Genomic DNA, 18,655 nt, shown 5'->3' with positions numbered 1-18,655 from the left:
TGGGAGCGCTATTTGATGTAGCCGGCCTTGGTCATTTCGCGTTCGGTCAGCTTCTGGGCGCTGGCAAGCGCATCGTCGACGCTCATCTGACCGGCAAGGGCCGCCGAGAATTGCTGTCCGACCGCCGTGCCGAGACCCTGGAATTCAGGGATCGCCACGAACTGCACGCCGACATAAGGCACCGGCTTGACGGCCGGGTTCTTCGGATCGGCAGCGTTGATCGAGTCGAGCGTCATCTTCGCAAACGGCGCTGCCTTCTGGTACTCGGGGTTGGCGTAGAGCGAGGTGCGCGTGCCCGGAGGAACGTTGGCCCAGCCTTCCTTGTCGGCAACGAGCTTCAGATAGTCCTTGCCGGTTGCCCAGGCGATGAACTTCTCGGCCGCGGCCACCTTCTGCGAACCGGCGGGGATGGCGAGGTTCCAGGCCCAGAGCCAGTTACCGCGCTTGCCGAGGCCGGTATCGGGCGCAAGCGCGAAACCCACCTTGTCGGCAACGGTCGATTCCTTCGGGTTGGTCACGAACGAGGCCGCGACCGTGGCGTCGATCCACATGCCGCACTTGCCGGTCTGGAACAGCGACAGGTTTTCGTTGAAGCCGTTCGAGGACGCACCGGGCGGTCCGGCGTCGTTCATCAGCTTGACGTAGAAGTCGAGCGCATTCTTCCATTCCGGCTGGTCGAACTGCGGCTTCCAGTTCTCGTCGAACCAGCGCGCGCCGAAGGCGTTCGCAGTCGCTGTCAGGAAGGCCATGTTCTCGCCCCAGCCCGCCTTACCACGCAGGCAGATGCCGTAGACTTCGTTGCCCTTGTCGGTGATCTTGCGCGCCGCGTCGGCGATGAAGTCCCAGGTCGGCGCGTCGGGCATCGTCAGCCCCGCCTTCTCGAACAGGTCCTTGCGGTACATCACCATCGAGCTTTCGCCGTAGAATGGTGCGGCATAGAGCTTGTCGTCGATGGTCAGGCCCGAGCGGATCGCCGGCAGCAGGTCGTCGACGTCGTAGTCGGCGCCGAGATTGTCGAGCGGCAGCAGCCAGCCCTGCTTGGCCCAGATCGGCACTTCATAGGTGCCGATGGTCATGATGTCGTACTGGCCGCCCTTGGTGGCGATATCCGTCGTCACGCGTTGGCGCAGCACGTTTTCCTCGAGCGTTACCCACTCGAGCGTAATGTCCGGATTCTTGGACGTGAAATCATCCGTCAGCTTCTGCATCCGGATCATGTCGCCGTTGTTCACGGTCGCAATGGTCAGCGTTTCTGCTTGGGCCAGACCTGCCAGAGCGACTGCCGAGCATGTGCCCAGCAGGAAAGTTCTCAAATTCATCGACTTCCTCCCAGAAGAAATTGAGCATTTGCTTTGCTCATGGGCAATTACTCACTTATCGCGAAAGAATGTCAAGCCGCTTTCGTTGCTGCGTTGCAACCAGAGACGTTACGAAGCTGTTTTGATTGTCGATTTTTTATCAGCAAGCAGTCATATGAACGCCAAAAGGCCGGCGCATGGCCGGCCTCTTCAAACGGATTCGCTGCGATCAGGCGTTGAGCAGATAGGCGGCAGTCGCCTCGTCGGTGATAAGGCCGTTGATGATCCGGCCCTTGACCGCGGCCCTCAGCGCCTCGTATTTGCGCCGTCCCTTGGCAAGCCCGATCACCGACGCGTTGTCGCGCGACGGCAGCGGAACCGAGGCGACGCGGTCGTTGAAGCTACCCGCCAGCAAGGCGCCGTCGTGATCGAACATCCAGCCGCAGATTTCCCCGGCGGCGCCCGACTTCGTCAGTTCCCCCATTTCGTCCTGTGACAGAAATCCATCCTGGCAAAGCGGCGCTTCGGCGCCGAGTTCGCCGACACCGACAAAGGCGACATTGGCTTCCGCGCCGAGCTTCAGCGCCACCTGGACGAGGCTCTGGCTGTGCAGCACCGCGCGTTCTTCCGGCGACGAGGCAAGCACCGGCAACGGCATCGGAAAATGCCGTGCCTTGACGGCGTCGGCCATGCTGAAGATGACGTTGTAATAGGCGGCCGAGCCGTCGAGCCTGATATTGCCGGTCAGTGACACGATGCGGTGCTGCGGACATTCCATCGCCGGCAATTGGTCGATCGCCGCCTTCAGGGTACGACCCGTGCCGATCGCCAGGACCTGCGGCTCCGGTGACTTGAGCCAGCGCTCGATCTCGGCGGCGCCTGCCTCTGCAATGCCGACCGTCGTCGAGGTCGATCCAGGATCGCTCGGAACAACGTCCACATGCCTGAGGTCATATTTCTCGCGAAGCCTTTCGGCAGCCTCCAGGCATGCCGCGATCGGATGATCGAGCCTGACCTTGATCAGGCGTTCCGCCATGGCGAGCGAAACCAGCCGCTGGGCCGATTGGCGCGAGATGCCCATGACCGTAGCGATCTCGTCCTGGGTGCGGCCGGCGACATAGTAGAGCCAGCCCGCGCGGGCAGCATCGTCCAACCTGTTGTTCGCCTCAGCCCTGCGCGCCATGCCTATTCTCCATTCCCCCCGCGATCACGATGTTTTTGGGTCGAATCAACCCAAAAACATCGTGATCGCTTCCCCTAAGTTAGAGCGGGATGCGGGCGGAAAACCGCACACACCTTTCCTCATCCCGCTCTAATTTGCTGCCACTATTTGCCCTGCCCTGTCAAACAGCGGCCAAGAACAATGGCTTGGCAGGTCTGCCGCAAAGTCCCGGATCGCAAGGCTTTCCGGTCATTTCGATCTCAAACTTTTACCGTTTGATAAAAAAATAAAGCGTGTTACCGTTCCATCATCCTGAGAAAACATTGGGAGCCAAAAATGGGAACGACGCAATCTGGGATCCTCGGCGGCCGCCTGCCGCTCGCGGACTACGAAACCAATTTCTCCGACCTTCATCCAGCCCTCGACAGGCACGAGGCATTGGTCGCCTCCGACCGCTGTTATTTCTGTCATGATGCACCCTGCATGACGGCCTGTCCCACCTCCATCGATATCCCGCTGTTCATTCGGCAGATATCGACGGGCAACCCGATCGGCTCGGCCAAGACCATCTTCGACCAGAACATTCTGGGCGGCATGTGCGCCCGCGTCTGTCCGACCGAAACGCTCTGCGAACAGGCCTGTGTGCGCAACACGGCCGAGGAGCGTCCGGTCGAGATCGGCCGTCTGCAACGGTACGCGACCGACATCGCGATGAAGGAGAACAAGCAGTTCTATACCCGTGCCGCGTCCTCCGGGCAAAAGGTTGCCGTCGTCGGCGCCGGGCCGGCGGGACTTGCCTGCGCTCACCGTCTTGCGGTCAAGGGCCACGAGGTCGTCATCTACGACGCCCGTGAGAAATCCGGCGGCCTCAACGAATACGGCATCGCCGCCTACAAGACCGTCGACGACTTCGCCCAGAGCGAGGTCGACTACGTGCTGTCGATCGGCGGCATCGAAGTCCGCCACGGCCAGGCACTCGGCCGCGACTTCTCGCTTGGCGATCTGACCGAGCAATATGACGCCGTGTTCCTCGGCCTCGGCCTCGCCGGCGTCAACGCACTGCGCATCGAGGGGGAAAACGCGGAAGGGCTCGACGACGCCGTCGACTTCATCGCCGCTCTTCGCCAGTCGAAGACCAAGGCGGACATTCCCGTCGGTCGCCGGGTCGTCGTTCTCGGCGGCGGCATGACCGCCATCGACGCCGCCGTCCAGGCCAAATTGCTCGGCGCCGAGGAAGTGACGATCTGTTACCGCCGCGGCAAGGAACACATGAACGCTTCCGAATTCGAGCAGGATCTGGCGGCGTCCAAGGGCGTCACCATCCGCCATTGGCTGCAGCCGAAGCGCATCGCGCTCAAGGACGGCAAGGTTGCCGGCATCGAGCTCGAATACACCAGGCTCGAAGATGGAAAGCTGACGACGACGGGCGAAACGGGTATTATTGCCGCCGACCAGATCTTCAAGGCGATCGGTCAGACCTTCGAGGCGTCCGGCCTCGGATCGCTGGCGTTCGAAGCCGGCCGCATCGTCACCGATGCAGAAGGCAAAACCTCAGCCGCCAATGTCTGGGCCGGCGGCGACTGCGTGCTGGGCGGCGAGGACCTGACGGTTTCCGCCGTCGCCATGGGCCGCGATGCCGCAGAAGCGATCAACCGGGCTTTCGCCGCGGCCACGCCGCAGGCGAGTGCCGTTGCATAACGGATCGGGAGGACGGAACAATGGCTGATCTTCGCAACAATTTTGTCGGCATCAAATCCCCGAACCCGTTCTGGCTGGCGTCCGCGCCGCCGACGGACAAGGCCTATAACGTCGAGCGCGCCTTCAAGGCGGGCTGGGGCGGCGTCGTCTGGAAGACGCTCGGCGAGGAAGGACCGCCTGTCGTCAACGTCAACGGGCCGCGCTACGGCGCAATCTGGGGTGCCGACCGCCGGCTGCTGGGCTTCAACAATATCGAGCTCATCACCGACCGCGACCTTTATGTGAACCTGCGGGAAATGAAGCAGGTCAAGATGAACTGGCCGGACCGGGCCCTGATCGCCTCGATCATGGTGCCCTGCGAGGAAGAGGCGTGGAAGGCGATCCTGCCGCTGGTGGAAGAAACCGGCGCCGACGGCATCGAGCTCAACTTCGGCTGTCCGCACGGCATGTCCGAACGCGGCATGGGTGCTGCGGTCGGCCAGGTGCCGGAATACATCGAAATGGTCGTGCGTTGGTGCAAGCAATACACGCGTATGCCTGTCATCACCAAGCTGACGCCGAATATCACCGACATCCGCAAGCCGGCGCGCGCCGCCAAGGCCGGCGGCACCGACGCCGTGTCGCTGATCAACACGATCAACTCGATCGTCTCCGTCGATCTCGACAACTTCGCCCCGAACCCGACGGTCGGCGGCAAGGGCACCCATGGCGGCTATTGCGGCCCGGCGGTCAAGCCGATCGCGCTCAACATGGTCGCCGAAATCGCCCGCGATCCCGAAACCTCCGGCCTGCCGATCTCCGGCATCGGTGGCATCACCACCTGGCGCGATGCGGCCGAGTTCCTGGTGCTTGGCGCCGGCAACGTGCAGGTCTGCACCGCGGCGATGACCTACGGCTTCAAGATCGTCCAGGAAATGATCTCCGGCCTTTCGGACTGGATGGATGCCAAGGGTCACCGCGACCTCGACGACATCACCGGCCGCGCCGTGCCGAATGTCACCGACTGGCAGTATCTCAACCTCAACTACATCGCCAAGGCCAAGATCGATCAGGATTCCTGCATCAAATGCGGCCGCTGTCACATCGTCTGCGAAGACACCTCTCACCAGGCGATCACCCAGTTCGTCAACGGCGTGCGCCACTTCGAGGTAATGGACGACGAGTGCGTCGGCTGCAATCTCTGCGTCAGCGTCTGTCCCGTCGAGAACTGCATCACCATGGAAGAGCTGCCGGCCGGAGCCATGGACCAGCGCACCGGCAAGCCGGTCGATCCGAACTATGCCAACTGGACGACGCATCCCAACAACCCGATGGCCCGCCAGGCCGCGGAATAACCAAAACCGACGCCGCCGGATTTTTGTCCGGCGGCGGCGTTTCGAAATCATGCCCGATCAGACCTCGACAACCACCTTGCCGAAGGCACCGCGATCGAGATGCGCCAGTGCCTCGCGGAAATCCGCAAACCGGTAGCGCGCATCGACCACAGGCTTCAGACCGGTCTGATCGACAGCCGCCACCAGATCCTCCAGCGCCCGGCGATGGCCAACGCCGATGCCCTGAATGACAGGCGACTTCAACAGCACCGACGACACCGGTGCCGAGAGCTCGGCGCCTTCGAGCACCCCGATGACCGAGATCCGGCCCTGCACCGCCACCGCCTGCAGCGACCGGCCGAGATTGGCGCCACCGGCGAGCTCCAGGATATGATCGGCGCCGTGATCGCCGGTGATCTCAAGAACACGTTCCACCCAGTCTTCGTTCGCGCGATCGATGCCATGGTCGGCGCCGAGTTCGAGGGCGCGTTTGAGCTTGTCCCGGCTTGCCGACGTCACGATGACTTCGGCCCCATGCGCCTTGGCGATCTGCAGCCCGAACAGCGAAACACCGCCCGTCCCCTGCACGACGACGCGGTCGCCAGCCTTCGGGCGTCCCTTTTCGACCAGCGCAAACCAGGCGGTCACACCGGCGCAGGGCAACGTGCTCGCCTCCCCGTCGTCGAGGCTCTTCGGCGCATGCACGAACCAGTCTTGCGGGAATGCGACATATTCGGAAGCGACACCCGGGTTGAGACCGCCTAGCGCAAACGACGTTGGCCGGCGGGCAGTCCCCGGTTTTTGACCGTCGATCCATGAGGGGTCGAAGACGGAAATGACACGATCGCCGGCTCGAAAGCGCGACACATCGCTGCCGACCGCTTCGACCACGCCCGCCATGTCGGAACCCGGCACGAAGGGAAAGGCGAGCGGCATGCCCATGCCGTTTTCCAGCACCAGCTTGTCGCGAAAGTTGAGCGACACGGCGGTCGTGCGGACCAGCACCTCGCCCGGCCCCGCCTGCGGAACGGGCCGCTCCGTGAGCTTCAGGTTCCGAGCGCCGAATTCATCGATGGTCCATTCCTTCATCAGTCTTGCCATGGTCTTTCCTTTCATCGGATTGATCTGATGAAGGAAGCATAGCGTTGAAATTATCTCTCCAGTTGCGATATGATTTCGCCATATTGGTTCCATGAAGGATACAAAATGAGCTACCTGAACGGCGTTTCGGTGTTCGTGGAAGCGGCCGACGCGGGCGGCTTTTCGGCAGCCGCCGAAAGGCTCAACCTGTCGCGGTCCGCCGTCGGCAAGACGGTTGCCAAGCTGGAGCAAAGGCTGGGCGTTCGCCTGTTTCATCGCACCACCCGCACCCAGAGCCTGACCGACGAGGGCCAGTTGTTCTATGAAAACTGCCTGAGGGCGCTCAGCGAAATCAGGGCCGGTGAGGCCCTGCTGGAGTCCGGTAAACAGGAAATACAGGGACGTCTGCGCCTGTCGATGCCGGTGCATCTCGGCCGCCAATGCATCATGCCGCTGCTATCGGACCTGCTGCGCCAGCATCCGCGCCTGGAATTCGACCTCAACTTCAGCGACCGCAACGTCGACCTCGTCGAGGACGGCTTCGACCTCGCCATCCGCAGCGGCCCGCTGCGCAGCGACCCCGAGCTGATGACGCGCAAGATCGCCGACCAGCGCATGATCGTGTGCGCCTCTCCGGCCTATATCGAGGCGAACGGCGTGCCGAAAAAGATCGAAGACCTGATGACGCATCAGGCGATCCTTTATCGGCGCAGCGGGCAACCACTCGCCTGGTCCTTTCCGGTGAAGGCCGGCCAGACCCAGGCCATCACGCCGCCGGCACGACTGCGGCTCGACGACCTGACGTCGATCGCCGATGCGGCGGCCGGCGGCTTCGGCATCGCCTGGCTGCCATGCTGGCTCGTGGGCAACCGCATCGCCTCCGGCTCGCTCGTGCGCATACTGGCCGATGCGCCCGCCCTCTCCTACGGCACCTATGTCGTTTGGCCGAAAACCCAATATATGCCGCCAAAGCTGCGCCTGCTCATCGATACGCTTGCCGCGCGCCTGCCGCCCATGATGGAATGACTGTAACGGCCGCCGCCGTTGTGAGCGTGGCCAACGCATAAGTCAGGGAGGCGATCGACATGCAGAAAGTGGCAGGCATCGGCGGGCTCTTCTTCCGCAGCGACGATCCGGACGGGTTGGCCGCCTGGTACCAGACCCATCTCGGCATCGACACTGTGCCGTCGAGCTACGACGACACCTGCTGGCAGCAGCGCGCCGGCAGCACGGTCTTTGCCCCGTTCAAGCGCGATACCGACTATTTCGGCCGCAGCGAGCAGATGTGGATGGTGAACTTTCGCGTTGACGATCTCGACGCCATGACGGAGCAACTTCGCGCCGCGGGCATCGCGGTGACGATCGACCCGCAAACCTATCCGAACGGCCGCTTCGCCAGGCTTTACGACCCCGAGGGCAACCCGATCGAGCTCTGGCAGCCGAACCCCGCCGAATAGCGCCGGCAGCAGATGACGCGCAAGACACGAAAACGAAACAGATTGTGTAGAAAAGGTAAGTTGTCGGCGTATGCGATCTGGATAATAAAGGGGAAAATAACCGAAGCCGGCGTTTCGCCGGCGGAGCTGGGCTCGCTATTTGACGATCATTTCCGCCAATAGACGCAAGCGCATACACCTCATTTCCGGGGCCGTGCTTGGTACGTTCATCCTTGCCCATTTTCTCAATCATTCGCTCGGCCTGATTTCCATCGATGCGATGGAGGCCGGCCGCGAGGTCTTCAACGCCGTCTGGCACAGCGTGCCCGGCACGATCCTGCTCTATGGTGCGCTGCTGGCGCATTTCACCATGGCGCTCGATAGCCTCTATCGCCGCCAGACGCTGCGCATGCCCATGCGCGAGGCGCTCAAGATCGTCTTTGGTCTCAGCCTGCCTTTCCTGCTGATGGGCCACGTGACCGCCGCGCGGGTCGAGCCGCTGCTGACCGGTGTGGAGGCCGATTATCCCGGCATGCTGCGGGCGCTCTGGTCCAGCTGGACCAATGCCACCCGCCAGTCGCTGGCCCTCCTGCTCGCCTGGAGCCACGGCTGTCTCGGCGCCTGGTTCTGGATGCGCGGACGGACCTGGTTTCCGCGCTACGAGATCCTGCTCTATACGATCGCGATCCTCGTGCCGATCTTCGCGCTTCTCGGCTTCTTCAGCAGCGCCCGCTCGCTCGAGCGCGTCTATGCGGAGCACGGCGGCTATGGCGACAGCGCGGTAGCCAAGCCGCCCTACGATGTCGACCTGCTCGAAAATATCCGGCTCGGTCTTTATCTCGGCTTTGCCGGCCTGATCGCCGGCACCTTCGCCTTGCGTGTCCTGCCCAAGGGTGGCCGCATCCGCGTGCGTTATCCCGATGGCCGCGTCGCCACCGTCAATCTCGGCTTCAGCGTGCTGGAGGCAAGCCGCGCCGCCGGCATCCCGCATGTCTCGGTCTGCGGCGGTCGCGGCCGCTGCTCCACTTGCCGCGTACGCGTGATCCAGGGCCTCGAAGGCCAACCGGAGCCCGAAGATGCCGAGCTGACGACGCTGACGCGGATCGGCGCACCCGACAATGTCCGCCTTGCCTGCCAGTTCCGCCCGATCCACAACGTCACCGTCGTTCCTATCCTCGATACCGACAGCATCGGCATCAAGAAGCAACTCGTGCGCCAGGACGGCGAAGGCCGTGAACGGCGCATCGCCGTGCTCTTCTGCGACCTGCGCGGCTTTACCAGCATCGCCGAGCACAAGCTGCCGTTCGACACCGTCTTCCTCCTGAACCGCTATTTCGAGATGGTCGGCGAAGCGGTGGAAGACTCGGGCGGCGTCATCGACAAGTTCATCGGCGACGGTGCTCTCGCCATCTTTGGCCTGAAGAACTCCTTTACCGAAGCCTGCCAGCAATCGCTTGCCGCCGCCGTGCGCATCTCCAAGGGCATCGATGCCCTCAACCAGACCTTCCACGGCGAACTCGACGAGCCGCTGCGGATCGCGATCGGCATGCATGCCGGCCCCGCCATCATCGGTGAGATCGGCTACGGCCAGGCAACATCGCTGACCGCCGTCGGCGACACCATCAACACGGCAAGCCGCCTGGAAGGGCTTGCCAAGGAGCACGACGCCCAGCTCGCCGTCTCGGCCGAACTCGTCAACCGCGCCGGCGTGGTGATGGAGGCGCACAAACGGCTCGACATCAGCCTTCGCGGGCGTCAGGCGACGCTCGAAACCTGGATCGTCGAGGACGCCGGAGATATCGCCAAGGCCTTGCAACCGTCAGTGGCTCCGGCTTAGAGCATTTCCAGGAAAAGTGCGAAGCGGTTTTCCGTCAGGAAATGCGTAGAAACAGAGAGATAGGGCGTTTCTGTGACTCCGTTTACATCGGAAACGCTCTATAGGTGCGTGGGCGCACGTGCGCCCCGCCACCTCCAGTTCCGGAAGCAAGCATGAAACAGGACGTCTCGCCGAAAACGGCGCACCAGAGCCACGCCACCGGCGTCGAGAAGCTCAAGGCCCATCTGGCGATGCTGACCTTTTCTGCCCTGATCGCCGGTTCCTTCTCCTTCGGCGGATTGGCGGCGCAACATATGGGAGCCGGCCCGCTGACGCTCTGGCGCTACCTGCTGACCGTCGTTGTGCTGGGTGTGCTGACCTTCGGCTATGCCAGGGTGCCGTTTCATATTCCCAAGCAGTTGTGGCGCTTCCTCATCCTCGGCGGGCTGATCGCCGTCTACATGCTGACGATGTTCAAGGCTCTGGAGTTTACCGACCCGGTATCGACGGGCGCGGTCTTCACGCTGATGCCGCTTTTGAGCGCGGGCTTTGCCTTTCTGCTGCTCGGCCAGCACACCCGCCCAGGCGTGCTCGCGGGCCTGATCATCGCAGCGCTTGGCGCCGTCTGGGTGATTTTTCGCGCCAATATCCAGGCGATCCTCGCCTTCGATATCGGCCAGGGCGAGCTGATCTTCTTCGTCGGCGTCATCTGTCACGCGATCTACGTGCCGCTCATCCGCAAGTTCGACCGCAAGGAGAACCCCTTCGCCTTCGGCTTCTGGATCGCCGCCTTCACCGTGCCATGGCTCCTGGTTCCCGGCGCCGCCGGTCTTGCCACCACCGACTTCACGAGCCTGCCGGCGATCGTGTGGATTGCCGTCGTCTATCTCGCCATCGTGACGACAGCGATCACCTTCCTGCTGCTGCAATATGCGTCCCTACGCCTGCCGTCGTCCAAGGTGCTCGGCTACGGCTATCTGACGCCCAGCTTCATCATTCTGCTTGAAGGTATTCTCGGCCACGGCTGGGTCAGCCTGCCGGTTCTCGCCGGCGCGCTGACGACGGCCTGCGGGCTGGCGCTGATGGCGTTGCTGCCCGACTGATCGCGACAGCGTTCAGGAGATCGGCTGTTCGCTCACCTGCAGCCCGTCGACGAACAGGCGTTCGAGAAAACGCGCCGCGTCCTCGAACCGCCCCTCGCCGGAATTGCCTTGCCCAAGCACGGCCCTGACCTGGACGTCGAAGTCGGCATAATGCTGCGTCGTCGACCAGATCGCAAAGATCAGATGGTAGGGGTCGCATTTGGCGATCTTGCCGGCTTTCGTCCAGGCGCGGATGACCTCCGCCTTCTCGTCGACAAGTTCCTTCAGCGGCCCCTTGAGTTCGTCTTCGATATGCGGCGCGCCTTGCAGGACCTCATTGGCGAAGAGCCGGCTTTCGCGCGGAAAATCCCGCGCCATCTCCAGCTTCCGCCTGATGTAGCTGCGGATTTCGGCAACCGGGTTTCCCTCGGCATCGAAGGCGCGCAACGGGTCGAGCCAGGTATCCAGCACGCGGTCGATCAGCGCCCGGTGCATCGCTTCCTTGGTGCGGAAATAATAGAGCAGGTTCGGCTTCGACATGCCGGCCACATCGGCGATCTGATCGACCGTCGCACCGCGAAAGCCGTGGGCCGAAAACACCTCCAGCGCCGCCTCAAGGATGCGCTCTTCCTTCTCCTCCTGGATGCGTGTACGCCTCTGGGTCTTGGCCGCTCTCGGAAGTACCATTTCGTCCCCTGCCGGTGCCTGCGCGTGACAATCCGCGCAGACGGTCTCTGCCCAAATTTCGGCGCCGCCATCTTTTCGGGCAACAACTTCGTTTTTTTGTTTTTCCGGCTTGAGTGCCGCAACGGAAGTTGTAATGTTTACCAACCGGTCAAATTATCAGTCAGTTCGCCAGCAAAGGCAACGACTGATCGAAGGGCACCAGAAAAAACCAAGCCTGGATTTGACCAAGGGAACGTGAGGGCATGCACCACCCAAGGTGCCGCCGAAAAGAATGAGGAGACCGCCGTGGCTGCACCTGGCGAGAACATGCGCGTCAATGCCGACCGCCTGTGGGATTCACTTATGGAAATGGCCAAGATCGGCCCTGGTGTCGCCGGCGGCAACAACCGCCAGACACTGACCGACGCGGACGCCGAGGGGCGCCGGTTGTTCGAGTCCTGGTGCGAGAAGGCGGGCCTCACCATGGGCGTCGACAGTATGGGTAACATGTTCTTCACCCGCGCCGGCACCGACCCGGATGCCCTGCCCGTCTATGTCGGCTCGCATCTCGACACGCAGCCAACCGGCGGCAAGTTCGACGGCGTGCTCGGCGTGCTCTCCGGCCTCGAGGTCGTGCGCTCGATGAACGACCTCGGCATCAAGACCAAGCACCCTGTTGTCGTCACCAACTGGACGAACGAGGAAGGCGCACGCTTTGCGCCGGCGATGCTCGCCTCCGGCGTCTTTGCCGGCGTCCACAGCCAGGAATTTGCCTATGGCCGCAAGGATCCGGAAGGAAAGACATTCGGCGACGAACTGAAGCGCATCGGCTGGGTCGGCGACGAGGAGGTCGGCGCCCGCAGGATGCACGCCTATTTCGAATATCACATCGAGCAGGGCCCGATCCTCGAAGCTGAAAACAAGGACATCGGCGTCGTCACTCACTGTCAGGGCCTGTGGTGGCTGGAGTTCACGCTGACCGGGCGCGAGGCGCATACCGGCTCGACCCCGATGAACATGCGCGTCAACGCCGGCCTTGCCATGTCCCGCATCATCGAGATGGTTCAGGGTGTGGCGATGGAAAACCAGCCGGGCGCCGTTGGCGGCGTCGGCCAGGTGGTCTTCTCGCCCAACTCGCGCAACGTGTTGCCGGGCAAGGTGGTCTTCACCGTCGATATCCGCTCGCCCGACAAGGCGAAACTAGACCGCATGCGCGCCAAGATCGAGGCCGAAGCGCCGGGCATCGCCGACGCCCTGGGCGTCGGCTGCTCCGTCGAGGCCATCGGCCACTTCGAGCCGGTGACCTTCGATCCGAAACTCGTCACCGCCGTGCGCAACGCCGCCGAAAGGCTCGGCTACAGCCACATGAACATCATTTCGGGCGCCGGCCACGATGCCTGCTGGGCCGCCAAGGTCGCGCCGACGACGATGGTCATGTGCCCCTGCGTCGGGGGCCTCAGCCACAACGAGGCGGAGGACATCTCCAAGGAGTGGGCTGGCGCCGGCGCCGACGTCCTCTTCCACGCCGTCGTCGAAACGGCCGAAATCGTCGAATGAGTTTGCGGGCGGGACGAAAGTTCCGCCCTTTTTCGTGGCGGCCCCCGGGCCACCGGAAGCACAATCGCGAGGATGAAAAGCAATGAGCACTGTCATCAAGGGTGGAACCATCGTCACGGCCGACCTGACCTACAAGGCGGATGTGAAGATCGAAGGCGGCAAGATCGTCGAGATCGGACCCAATCTTTCCGGCGACGAGACGCTCGACGCCAGCGGCTGTTTCGTCATGCCCGGCGGCATCGACCCGCACACGCATCTCGAAATGCCCTTCATGGGCACCTATTCCTCCGACGATTTCGAAAGCGGCACGCGCGCGGCCCTTGCCGGCGGCACGACGATGGTGGTCGACTTCGCGCTGCCCTCGCCCAACCAGTCGCTGCTCGAAGCCCTGATCATGTGGGACAACAAGTCGACGCGCGCCAATTGCGACTATTCCTTCCACATGGCGATCACCTGGTGGAGCGAGCAGGTCTTCAACGAGATGGAGACCATCGTCAAAGACAAGGGCATCAACACCTTCAAGCACTTCATGGCCTACAAGGGCGCGCTGATGGTCGACGACGACGAGATGTTCTCGTCCTTCCAGCGCTGCGCCGCACTTGGCGCGCTGCCGCTCGTCCATGCGGAAAACGGCGACGTGGTCGCCCAACTGCAGGCAAAGCTGCTGGCTGAAGGCAACAACGGGCCGGAAGCCCATGCCTATTCGCGACCGGCCGAAGTCGAGGGCGAGGCCACCAACCGCGCGATCATGATCGCCGACATGGCCGGCAGCCCCGTCTACATCGTCCACACTTCCTGCGAACAGGCACATGAAGCGATCCGCCGCGCCCGCGCCAAGGGCATGCGCGTCTTCGGCGAGCCGCTGATCCAGCACCTGACGCTCGACGAAACCGAGTATTTCAACAAGGACTGGGACCACGCCGCCCGCCGCGTGATGTCACCGCCGTTCCGCAACAAGCTGCATCAGGACAGTCTCTGGGCAGGCCTTGCATCCGGTTCGCTGCAGGTGGTCGCGACTGATCATTGCGCCTTTACGAGCGCGCAGAAGCGCTCTGGCATCGGCGACTTCACCAAGATCCCCAATGGCACCGGCGGGCTCGAAGACCGCATGCCGATGCTGTGGACCCACGGCGTCAACACCGGCCGCATCACCATGAACGAGTTCGTGGCCGTCACCTCGACCAACATCGCCAAGATCCTCAACATCTACCCGAAGAAGGGCGCCATTCTCGTCGGCGCCGATGCCGACCTCGTCGTCTGGGATCCGAAGCGCACGAAGACCATCTCCGCCAAGACCCAGCAATCGGCGATCGACTACAACGTCTTCGAGGGCAAGGAGGTGAAGGGCCTGCCGCGTTACACGCTGACGCGCGGCGTCGTCGCCATCGAGGAAAGCACGATCAAGACCCGCGAGGGCCATGGCGAATTCGTCCGCCGCGATCCGTTCCCGGCCGTCAGCACCGCGCTCTCCACCTGGAAGGAAGTCACCGCTCCCCGCGCCGTCCAGCGCAGCGGCATCCCGGCACCCGGGGTGTACCCTTGGTGTTTCGCGGCCTGCACGTCTTCACACCGCTCTGCCCCACCGGACATGTCCCGCCGAACCGGCGGGACGCTTCGGCGCGCTTTCAGGTCGCGCCATCCAGGCACGAGAGCGGCGAGCTCCGGCCAGAGGACGACGCTTTCCTGCCCCCTGGGGTCGGTGCGGGCGATCGCCGCGGAACAGGGCGCGTCGGAGGGGTTCGCCGGCAGATGCGGCACGCCGGCCGGAATGTAGAACATCTCGCCGGCGCGCACGACGACGTGCTCCTCGAGTCGCTCGCCGAACCAGGCATGCGCTTCCCCCGACAGCAGATAGATCGCCGTCTCATGGCCCTCGTGCAGATGCGCCTTGGCACGGGCGCCGGGCAGATGCATGCAGATGCCCGTCGCGCCGATGGTTTCCGCGGCGATGCCCTCGAAATAGCTGAGCCCCTGCCTTCCGGCGCGTCCACCGCCGGGCCGAACCACGCGACAGCCAGGATTGGATGATCGAGACATGACTGTTCTCCAGAATTCCCTGAAAAACCAGCAGAAAACGGCTCCGCTTACAAATCCGCGATTGCATGTTGCCGGTCCGGATAGCAGTCTGACACAGCCAAGCCAGAATGAGTATTCGCCGATGACGTCCAATACCGCATCCGTGGTTTCGGCCCGGAACCTCTGCCTGACCTTCGAGACCGCCGACGGCCCGGTCAACGCGCTGACCGGCGTCAATCTCGATGTCGCCAAGGGCGATTTCGTTTCCTTCATCGGCCCTTCCGGCTGCGGCAAGACGACGTTCCTGAGGGTCATCGCCGATCTCGAAAAGGCGACCTCCGGCACGATCACCGTCAACGGCATGACGCCCGAAGAAGCCCGGCACCAGCGCGCCTATGGTTATGTCTTCCAGGCGGCGGCCCTCTATCCCTGGCGCACGATCGAGAAGAACATTGCCTTGCCGCTGGAGATCATGGGCTACTCGAGGCAGGAGCAGAAGGCGCGCATCGACCGCACACTGGAACTCGTCAACCTCGCCGGCTTCAGCAAGAAATACCCGTGGCAGCTGTCGGGCGGCATGCAGCAGCGTGCCTCGATCGCCCGTGCGCTCGCCTTCGACGCCGATCTTCTCTTGATGGACGAACCCTTCGGCGCGCTCGACGAGATCGTTCGCGACCACCTGAACGAGCAGCTCCTGAAGCTCTGGGCTCGCACCAACAAGACCATCTGTTTCGTCACCCATTCCATTCCCGAAGCCGTCTATCTCTCCACCAAGATCGTGGTGATGAGCCCGCGGCCCGGCCGCGTCACCGACATCATCGAATCGCCTCTGCCGCGCGAGCGTCCGCTCGGCATTCGCGAAACGCCTGAGTTTCTCGAGGTCGCCCATCGCGTCCGCGAAGGCCTGAGAGCGGGGCACAGCTATGAGGAATAGCGGGGCGTCTTCGACCATCTGCCGTGCTGCAGCACGGGCCGACATGAGCGCCTGCGCCGACATTCTCAATCGCTGGATCGACGCGACCCCGTGGATGCCGCGGATACACGAGCACGCCGACGTCGAGCGGTTTTATGTCGGGACGGTTTTTCTCGAACGGACGGTGGTCGTCGCTGAGCGGGACGACCGGATCGCGGGTTTCATGGCCCTCTCCAGCGATCATTATGTGACGGCGCTTTATGTCGACGACGCCTGCCGCGGCACGGGCGTCGGCAGCGATCTGCTCAAGACCGCCAAATCGCTGTCCGCAAGCGAGTTGAACCTCTGGACCTTTGAAGCCAACACGCACGCCCAGCGCTTTTACGAGCGGCAGGGCTTTTCGGCCGTTCGCCGCACCGATGGCGACAATGAGGAAGGCCTGCCGGACATTCTCTACCATTGGCGTGGAGCGGAGGTGCGGCCATGAACCTTGCCTACGCCCTCTGGCTCTTGCTCGCCACGGCCATCTTTCTCGGCGGCGCGACGGCCTCGCGCGCCTACGTCTCCAACAGCAACGTCGGCGTGCTGGTTCTGGCGCTCGGGCTCTACATGGTCGGCAACATCATCATGGTGAAGCTGATGCGTGACGGCGGCCTTGGCTTCGCGATCTCGCTGTCGGCCATAGTCCAATTGGTTCTCGTCAACATCATCGCCTTTGCCGTGTTCGGCGAAAGGCTGAGCCTCACCCAGGCGGCCGGCGTCATGCTCGGTATCGCCGCCATGGGCCTGATGTTGCTGCCGGCAAGCGGAAAGGCATGACGATGCGCGAGGAAAGCTTTCTCAGAGACAAACTCTTGCCCGTCGGCACCGTCGTCGCGCTGCTGATCCTGGTCTGGTATGTCGCAGTTATATTCCTGAATGCGCCGTTCGAGCGTGACACCGCTGCCCGTGCAGGCACCGAGATCGGTTTCTCGCAAATCGTCCACAACACCATGGCGCAGGAGCGGCCGGTGCTGCCGGCGCCGCACCAGGTGATCGCCGAGATCTGGGACACCACCGTCAACAAGCCGATCACCTCGAAACGCAGCCTGGTCTATCACGCCTGGATCACACTTTCGGCGACCCTACTCGGTTTCGGCATCGGTGCTGCGCTCGGTATTCTGCTGGCCATCGGCATTGTGCACAACCGTGCCATGGACCGCTCGCTGATGCCCTGGGTGATCGCCAGCCAGACGATCCCGATCCTCGCCGTCGCGCCGATGATCATCGTCGTTCTGAACGCGATCGGCATCTCCGGCCTGCTGCCGAAGGCGCTGATTTCGACCTACCTGTCGTTCTTCCCGGTGGTCGTCGGCATGGTGAAGGGCCTGCGCAGCCCCGAGGGGATCCAGCTCGATTTGATGCACACCTACAATGCCTCGCAGGCACAGACCTTCTGGAAACTGCGCTGGCCGTCGTCGATGCCCTATCTCTTCACCTCGCTGAAGGTCGCCGTCGCGATTTCGCTTGTCGGCGCCATCGTCGGCGAACTGCCGACCGGCGCCGTGGCCGGTCTCGGCGCCCGCCTGCTGGCTGGCTCCTATTATGGCCAGACCGTGCAGATCTGGTCGGCCTTGTTCATGGCGGCAGCGCTGGCTGCCGTCCTGGTCATGATCGTCGGCTTTGCACATACGGCCGTCCTGAAGCGCATGGGGGCCAAGCCATGAACCTTCCGATCCTCGTCAGTGCCATCGTTTTCTGGCTTGCGGCCTGGGCCGTCAACGAATGGCTGGTGCGCCAGCGTTTTGAAGGCGATGCCGCCAACCGGGCCGCGCGTTTCGCCGTTCCAATCCTCTTCGGCGTCACTCTCCTGGTGCTTTGGGAGGGCATCGTGCGTGGCTTTTCCGTGCCTTCGGTCCTGCTGCCGGCGCCGTCGATGATCTGGCAGCGCCTGATCAACTCGCTGCCGACGCTGGCGGCAGACTTCCGCCAGACCTTCCTGAAGGCGGTGCTGGTCGGCTATGCGCTCGGCTGCGGCCTCGGCTTCGTCGTCGCCATCCTCATCGATCGTTCGCCGTTCCTGCAAAAGGGGCTGCTGCCGCTCGGCAACTTCGTCTCGGCGCTGCCGGTCATCGGCGTCGCGCCGATCATGGTCATGTGGTTCGGCTTCGACTGGCAGTCCAAGGTCGCCGTCGTCGTCATCATGACGTTCTTCCCAATGCTGGTGAACACCATCGCCGGCCTGGCGGCGGCCAGCCACATGGAGCGCGACCTGATGCGCACCTATGCCGCCTCCTGGTGGCAGACGCTCGTCAAACTGCGTCTGCCGGCTGCCTGGCCGTTCATCTTCAATGCGCTCAAGATCAATTCGACGCTGGCGCTGATCGGCGCCATCGTCGCCGAATTCTTCGGAACCCCCATTGTCGGCATGGGGTTCCGGATCTCCACGGAAGTGGGCCGCATGAACGTCGACATGGTCTGGGCTGAAATCGCCGTCGCGGCGGTGGCAGGTTCGGTTTTCTACGGGGTGGTGGCGCTCGTCGAGCGCGCTGTCACCTTCTGGCATCCTTCCATTCGCGGAGGGCGCGCCTGAGAAAGACGCAGAGCCATTCCAGGAAAAGCGTGAAACGGTGTTCCTG

The 18,655-nt window shown here is 63.1% G+C and carries 16 protein-coding genes and 2 pseudogenes; 13 read left to right on the top strand and 5 right to left on the bottom strand.

Features of this window, described 5'->3' with window-relative positions; all coding sequences use genetic code 11:
• Positions 1–8: 8 nt before the first annotated feature.
• Positions 9–1,319 carry an ABC transporter substrate-binding protein gene (locus tag AC244_RS07090; protein WP_053248073.1) on the bottom strand — a complete coding sequence of 437 codons (1,311 nt, stop codon included), beginning with the start codon at positions 1,317–1,319 and terminating at the stop codon, positions 9–11.
• Positions 1,320–1,527: 208 nt separating this feature from the next.
• A complete protein-coding gene (locus AC244_RS07085; protein WP_053248072.1) occupies positions 1,528–2,481 on the bottom strand; it encodes a sugar-binding transcriptional regulator in 954 nt (317 codons plus the stop codon).
• Between the two features lie 315 nt (positions 2,482–2,796).
• Here AC244_RS07085 and AC244_RS07080 point away from each other — a divergent pair, with 315 nt between their 5' ends.
• Positions 2,797–4,158, top strand: coding sequence for an NAD(P)-dependent oxidoreductase (locus AC244_RS07080; protein ID WP_053248071.1), 1,362 nt, complete (start codon positions 2,797–2,799; stop codon positions 4,156–4,158).
• A 20-nt stretch (positions 4,159–4,178) separates the two neighbouring features.
• Positions 4,179–5,492, top strand: coding sequence for an NAD-dependent dihydropyrimidine dehydrogenase subunit PreA (preA, locus tag AC244_RS07075; protein WP_053248070.1), 1,314 nt, complete (start codon positions 4,179–4,181; stop codon positions 5,490–5,492).
• A 57-nt stretch (positions 5,493–5,549) separates the two neighbouring features.
• Here the strand turns inward: preA and AC244_RS07070 are convergent, their stop codons facing one another.
• A complete protein-coding gene (locus AC244_RS07070) occupies positions 5,550–6,572 on the bottom strand; it encodes a zinc-dependent alcohol dehydrogenase family protein (RefSeq protein ID WP_053248069.1) in 1,023 nt (340 codons plus the stop codon).
• Positions 6,573–6,677: 105 nt separating this feature from the next.
• On the opposite strand from AC244_RS07070, the gene AC244_RS07065 reads away from it, so the two are divergent.
• The 4 genes from AC244_RS07065 (at position 6,678) to AC244_RS07050 (ending at position 10,906) form a co-directional block, all read left to right on the top strand.
• Positions 6,678–7,577, top strand: coding sequence for a LysR family transcriptional regulator (locus tag AC244_RS07065; RefSeq protein WP_053248412.1), 900 nt, complete (start codon positions 6,678–6,680; stop codon positions 7,575–7,577).
• A 59-nt stretch (positions 7,578–7,636) separates the two neighbouring features.
• Positions 7,637–8,008 (top strand): VOC family protein, encoded by a 372-nt coding sequence (locus tag AC244_RS07060; protein ID WP_053248068.1) that lies wholly within the window; start codon positions 7,637–7,639, stop codon positions 8,006–8,008.
• Between the two features lie 139 nt (positions 8,009–8,147).
• The gene (locus tag AC244_RS07055; protein ID WP_053248067.1) at positions 8,148–9,824 is read left to right on the top strand and encodes an adenylate/guanylate cyclase domain-containing protein; all 1,677 of its coding nucleotides are present in this window, start codon (positions 8,148–8,150) and stop codon (positions 9,822–9,824) included.
• Positions 9,825–9,976: 152 nt separating this feature from the next.
• On the top strand, positions 9,977–10,906 hold the full coding sequence (locus AC244_RS07050) for a DMT family transporter (protein ID WP_053248066.1): 930 nt from the start codon (positions 9,977–9,979) through the stop codon (positions 10,904–10,906).
• A 12-nt stretch (positions 10,907–10,918) separates the two neighbouring features.
• Here AC244_RS07050 and rutR read toward each other — a convergent pair whose 3' ends face one another.
• Positions 10,919–11,572: an HTH-type transcriptional regulator RutR gene (rutR, locus tag AC244_RS07045; RefSeq protein WP_053248411.1), complete on the bottom strand. Its 654-nt coding sequence runs from the start codon at positions 11,570–11,572 to the stop codon at positions 10,919–10,921.
• Positions 11,573–11,857: 285 nt separating this feature from the next.
• Here rutR and AC244_RS07040 point away from each other — a divergent pair, with 285 nt between their 5' ends.
• Entirely contained in the window at positions 11,858–13,108 is a 1,251-nt protein-coding gene (locus AC244_RS07040; RefSeq protein ID WP_152975870.1) for a Zn-dependent hydrolase, read from the top strand.
• Between the two features lie 82 nt (positions 13,109–13,190).
• Positions 13,191–14,642: pseudogene (gene hydA / locus AC244_RS07035) on the top strand (dihydropyrimidinase); the annotation flags it as partial.
• A 107-nt stretch (positions 14,643–14,749) separates the two neighbouring features.
• Here hydA and AC244_RS35015 read toward each other — a convergent pair.
• A pseudogene (locus tag AC244_RS35015) lies at positions 14,750–15,145 on the bottom strand (cupin domain-containing protein); the annotation flags it as partial.
• 121 nt (positions 15,146–15,266) lie between these two features.
• Between AC244_RS35015 and AC244_RS07025 the strand changes: the two are divergent.
• Genes AC244_RS07025 through AC244_RS07005 form a run of 5 tightly spaced genes read left to right on the top strand, consistent with a single transcriptional unit; the run spans position 15,267 to position 18,609 of the window.
• Positions 15,267–16,058: an ABC transporter ATP-binding protein gene (locus tag AC244_RS07025; RefSeq protein WP_053248410.1), complete on the top strand. Its 792-nt coding sequence runs from the start codon at positions 15,267–15,269 to the stop codon at positions 16,056–16,058.
• On the top strand, positions 16,048–16,524 hold the full coding sequence (locus tag AC244_RS07020) for a GNAT family N-acetyltransferase (protein WP_053248063.1): 477 nt from the start codon (positions 16,048–16,050) through the stop codon (positions 16,522–16,524). The genes AC244_RS07025 and AC244_RS07020 overlap by 11 nt, the downstream gene beginning before the upstream one ends.
• Positions 16,521–16,856: a hypothetical protein gene (locus AC244_RS07015; RefSeq protein ID WP_053248062.1), complete on the top strand. Its 336-nt coding sequence runs from the start codon at positions 16,521–16,523 to the stop codon at positions 16,854–16,856. Before AC244_RS07020 ends, AC244_RS07015 begins: the two co-directional genes overlap by 4 nt.
• 2 nt (positions 16,857–16,858) lie before the next feature.
• On the top strand, positions 16,859–17,743 hold the full coding sequence (locus AC244_RS07010) for an ABC transporter permease (RefSeq protein ID WP_053248061.1): 885 nt from the start codon (positions 16,859–16,861) through the stop codon (positions 17,741–17,743).
• The gene (locus tag AC244_RS07005; RefSeq protein ID WP_053248060.1) at positions 17,740–18,609 is read left to right on the top strand and encodes an ABC transporter permease; all 870 of its coding nucleotides are present in this window, start codon (positions 17,740–17,742) and stop codon (positions 18,607–18,609) included. The genes AC244_RS07010 and AC244_RS07005 overlap by 4 nt, the downstream gene beginning before the upstream one ends.
• Positions 18,610–18,655: the final 46 nt, after the last annotated feature.

The organism is Ensifer adhaerens, assembly GCF_001270265.1.
Lineage (GTDB): Bacteria > Pseudomonadota > Alphaproteobacteria > Rhizobiales > Rhizobiaceae > Ensifer > Ensifer adhaerens_B.
Note: the sequence above shows the minus strand (reverse complement) of the source record. Positions and strands in the feature narration are given on the sequence as shown.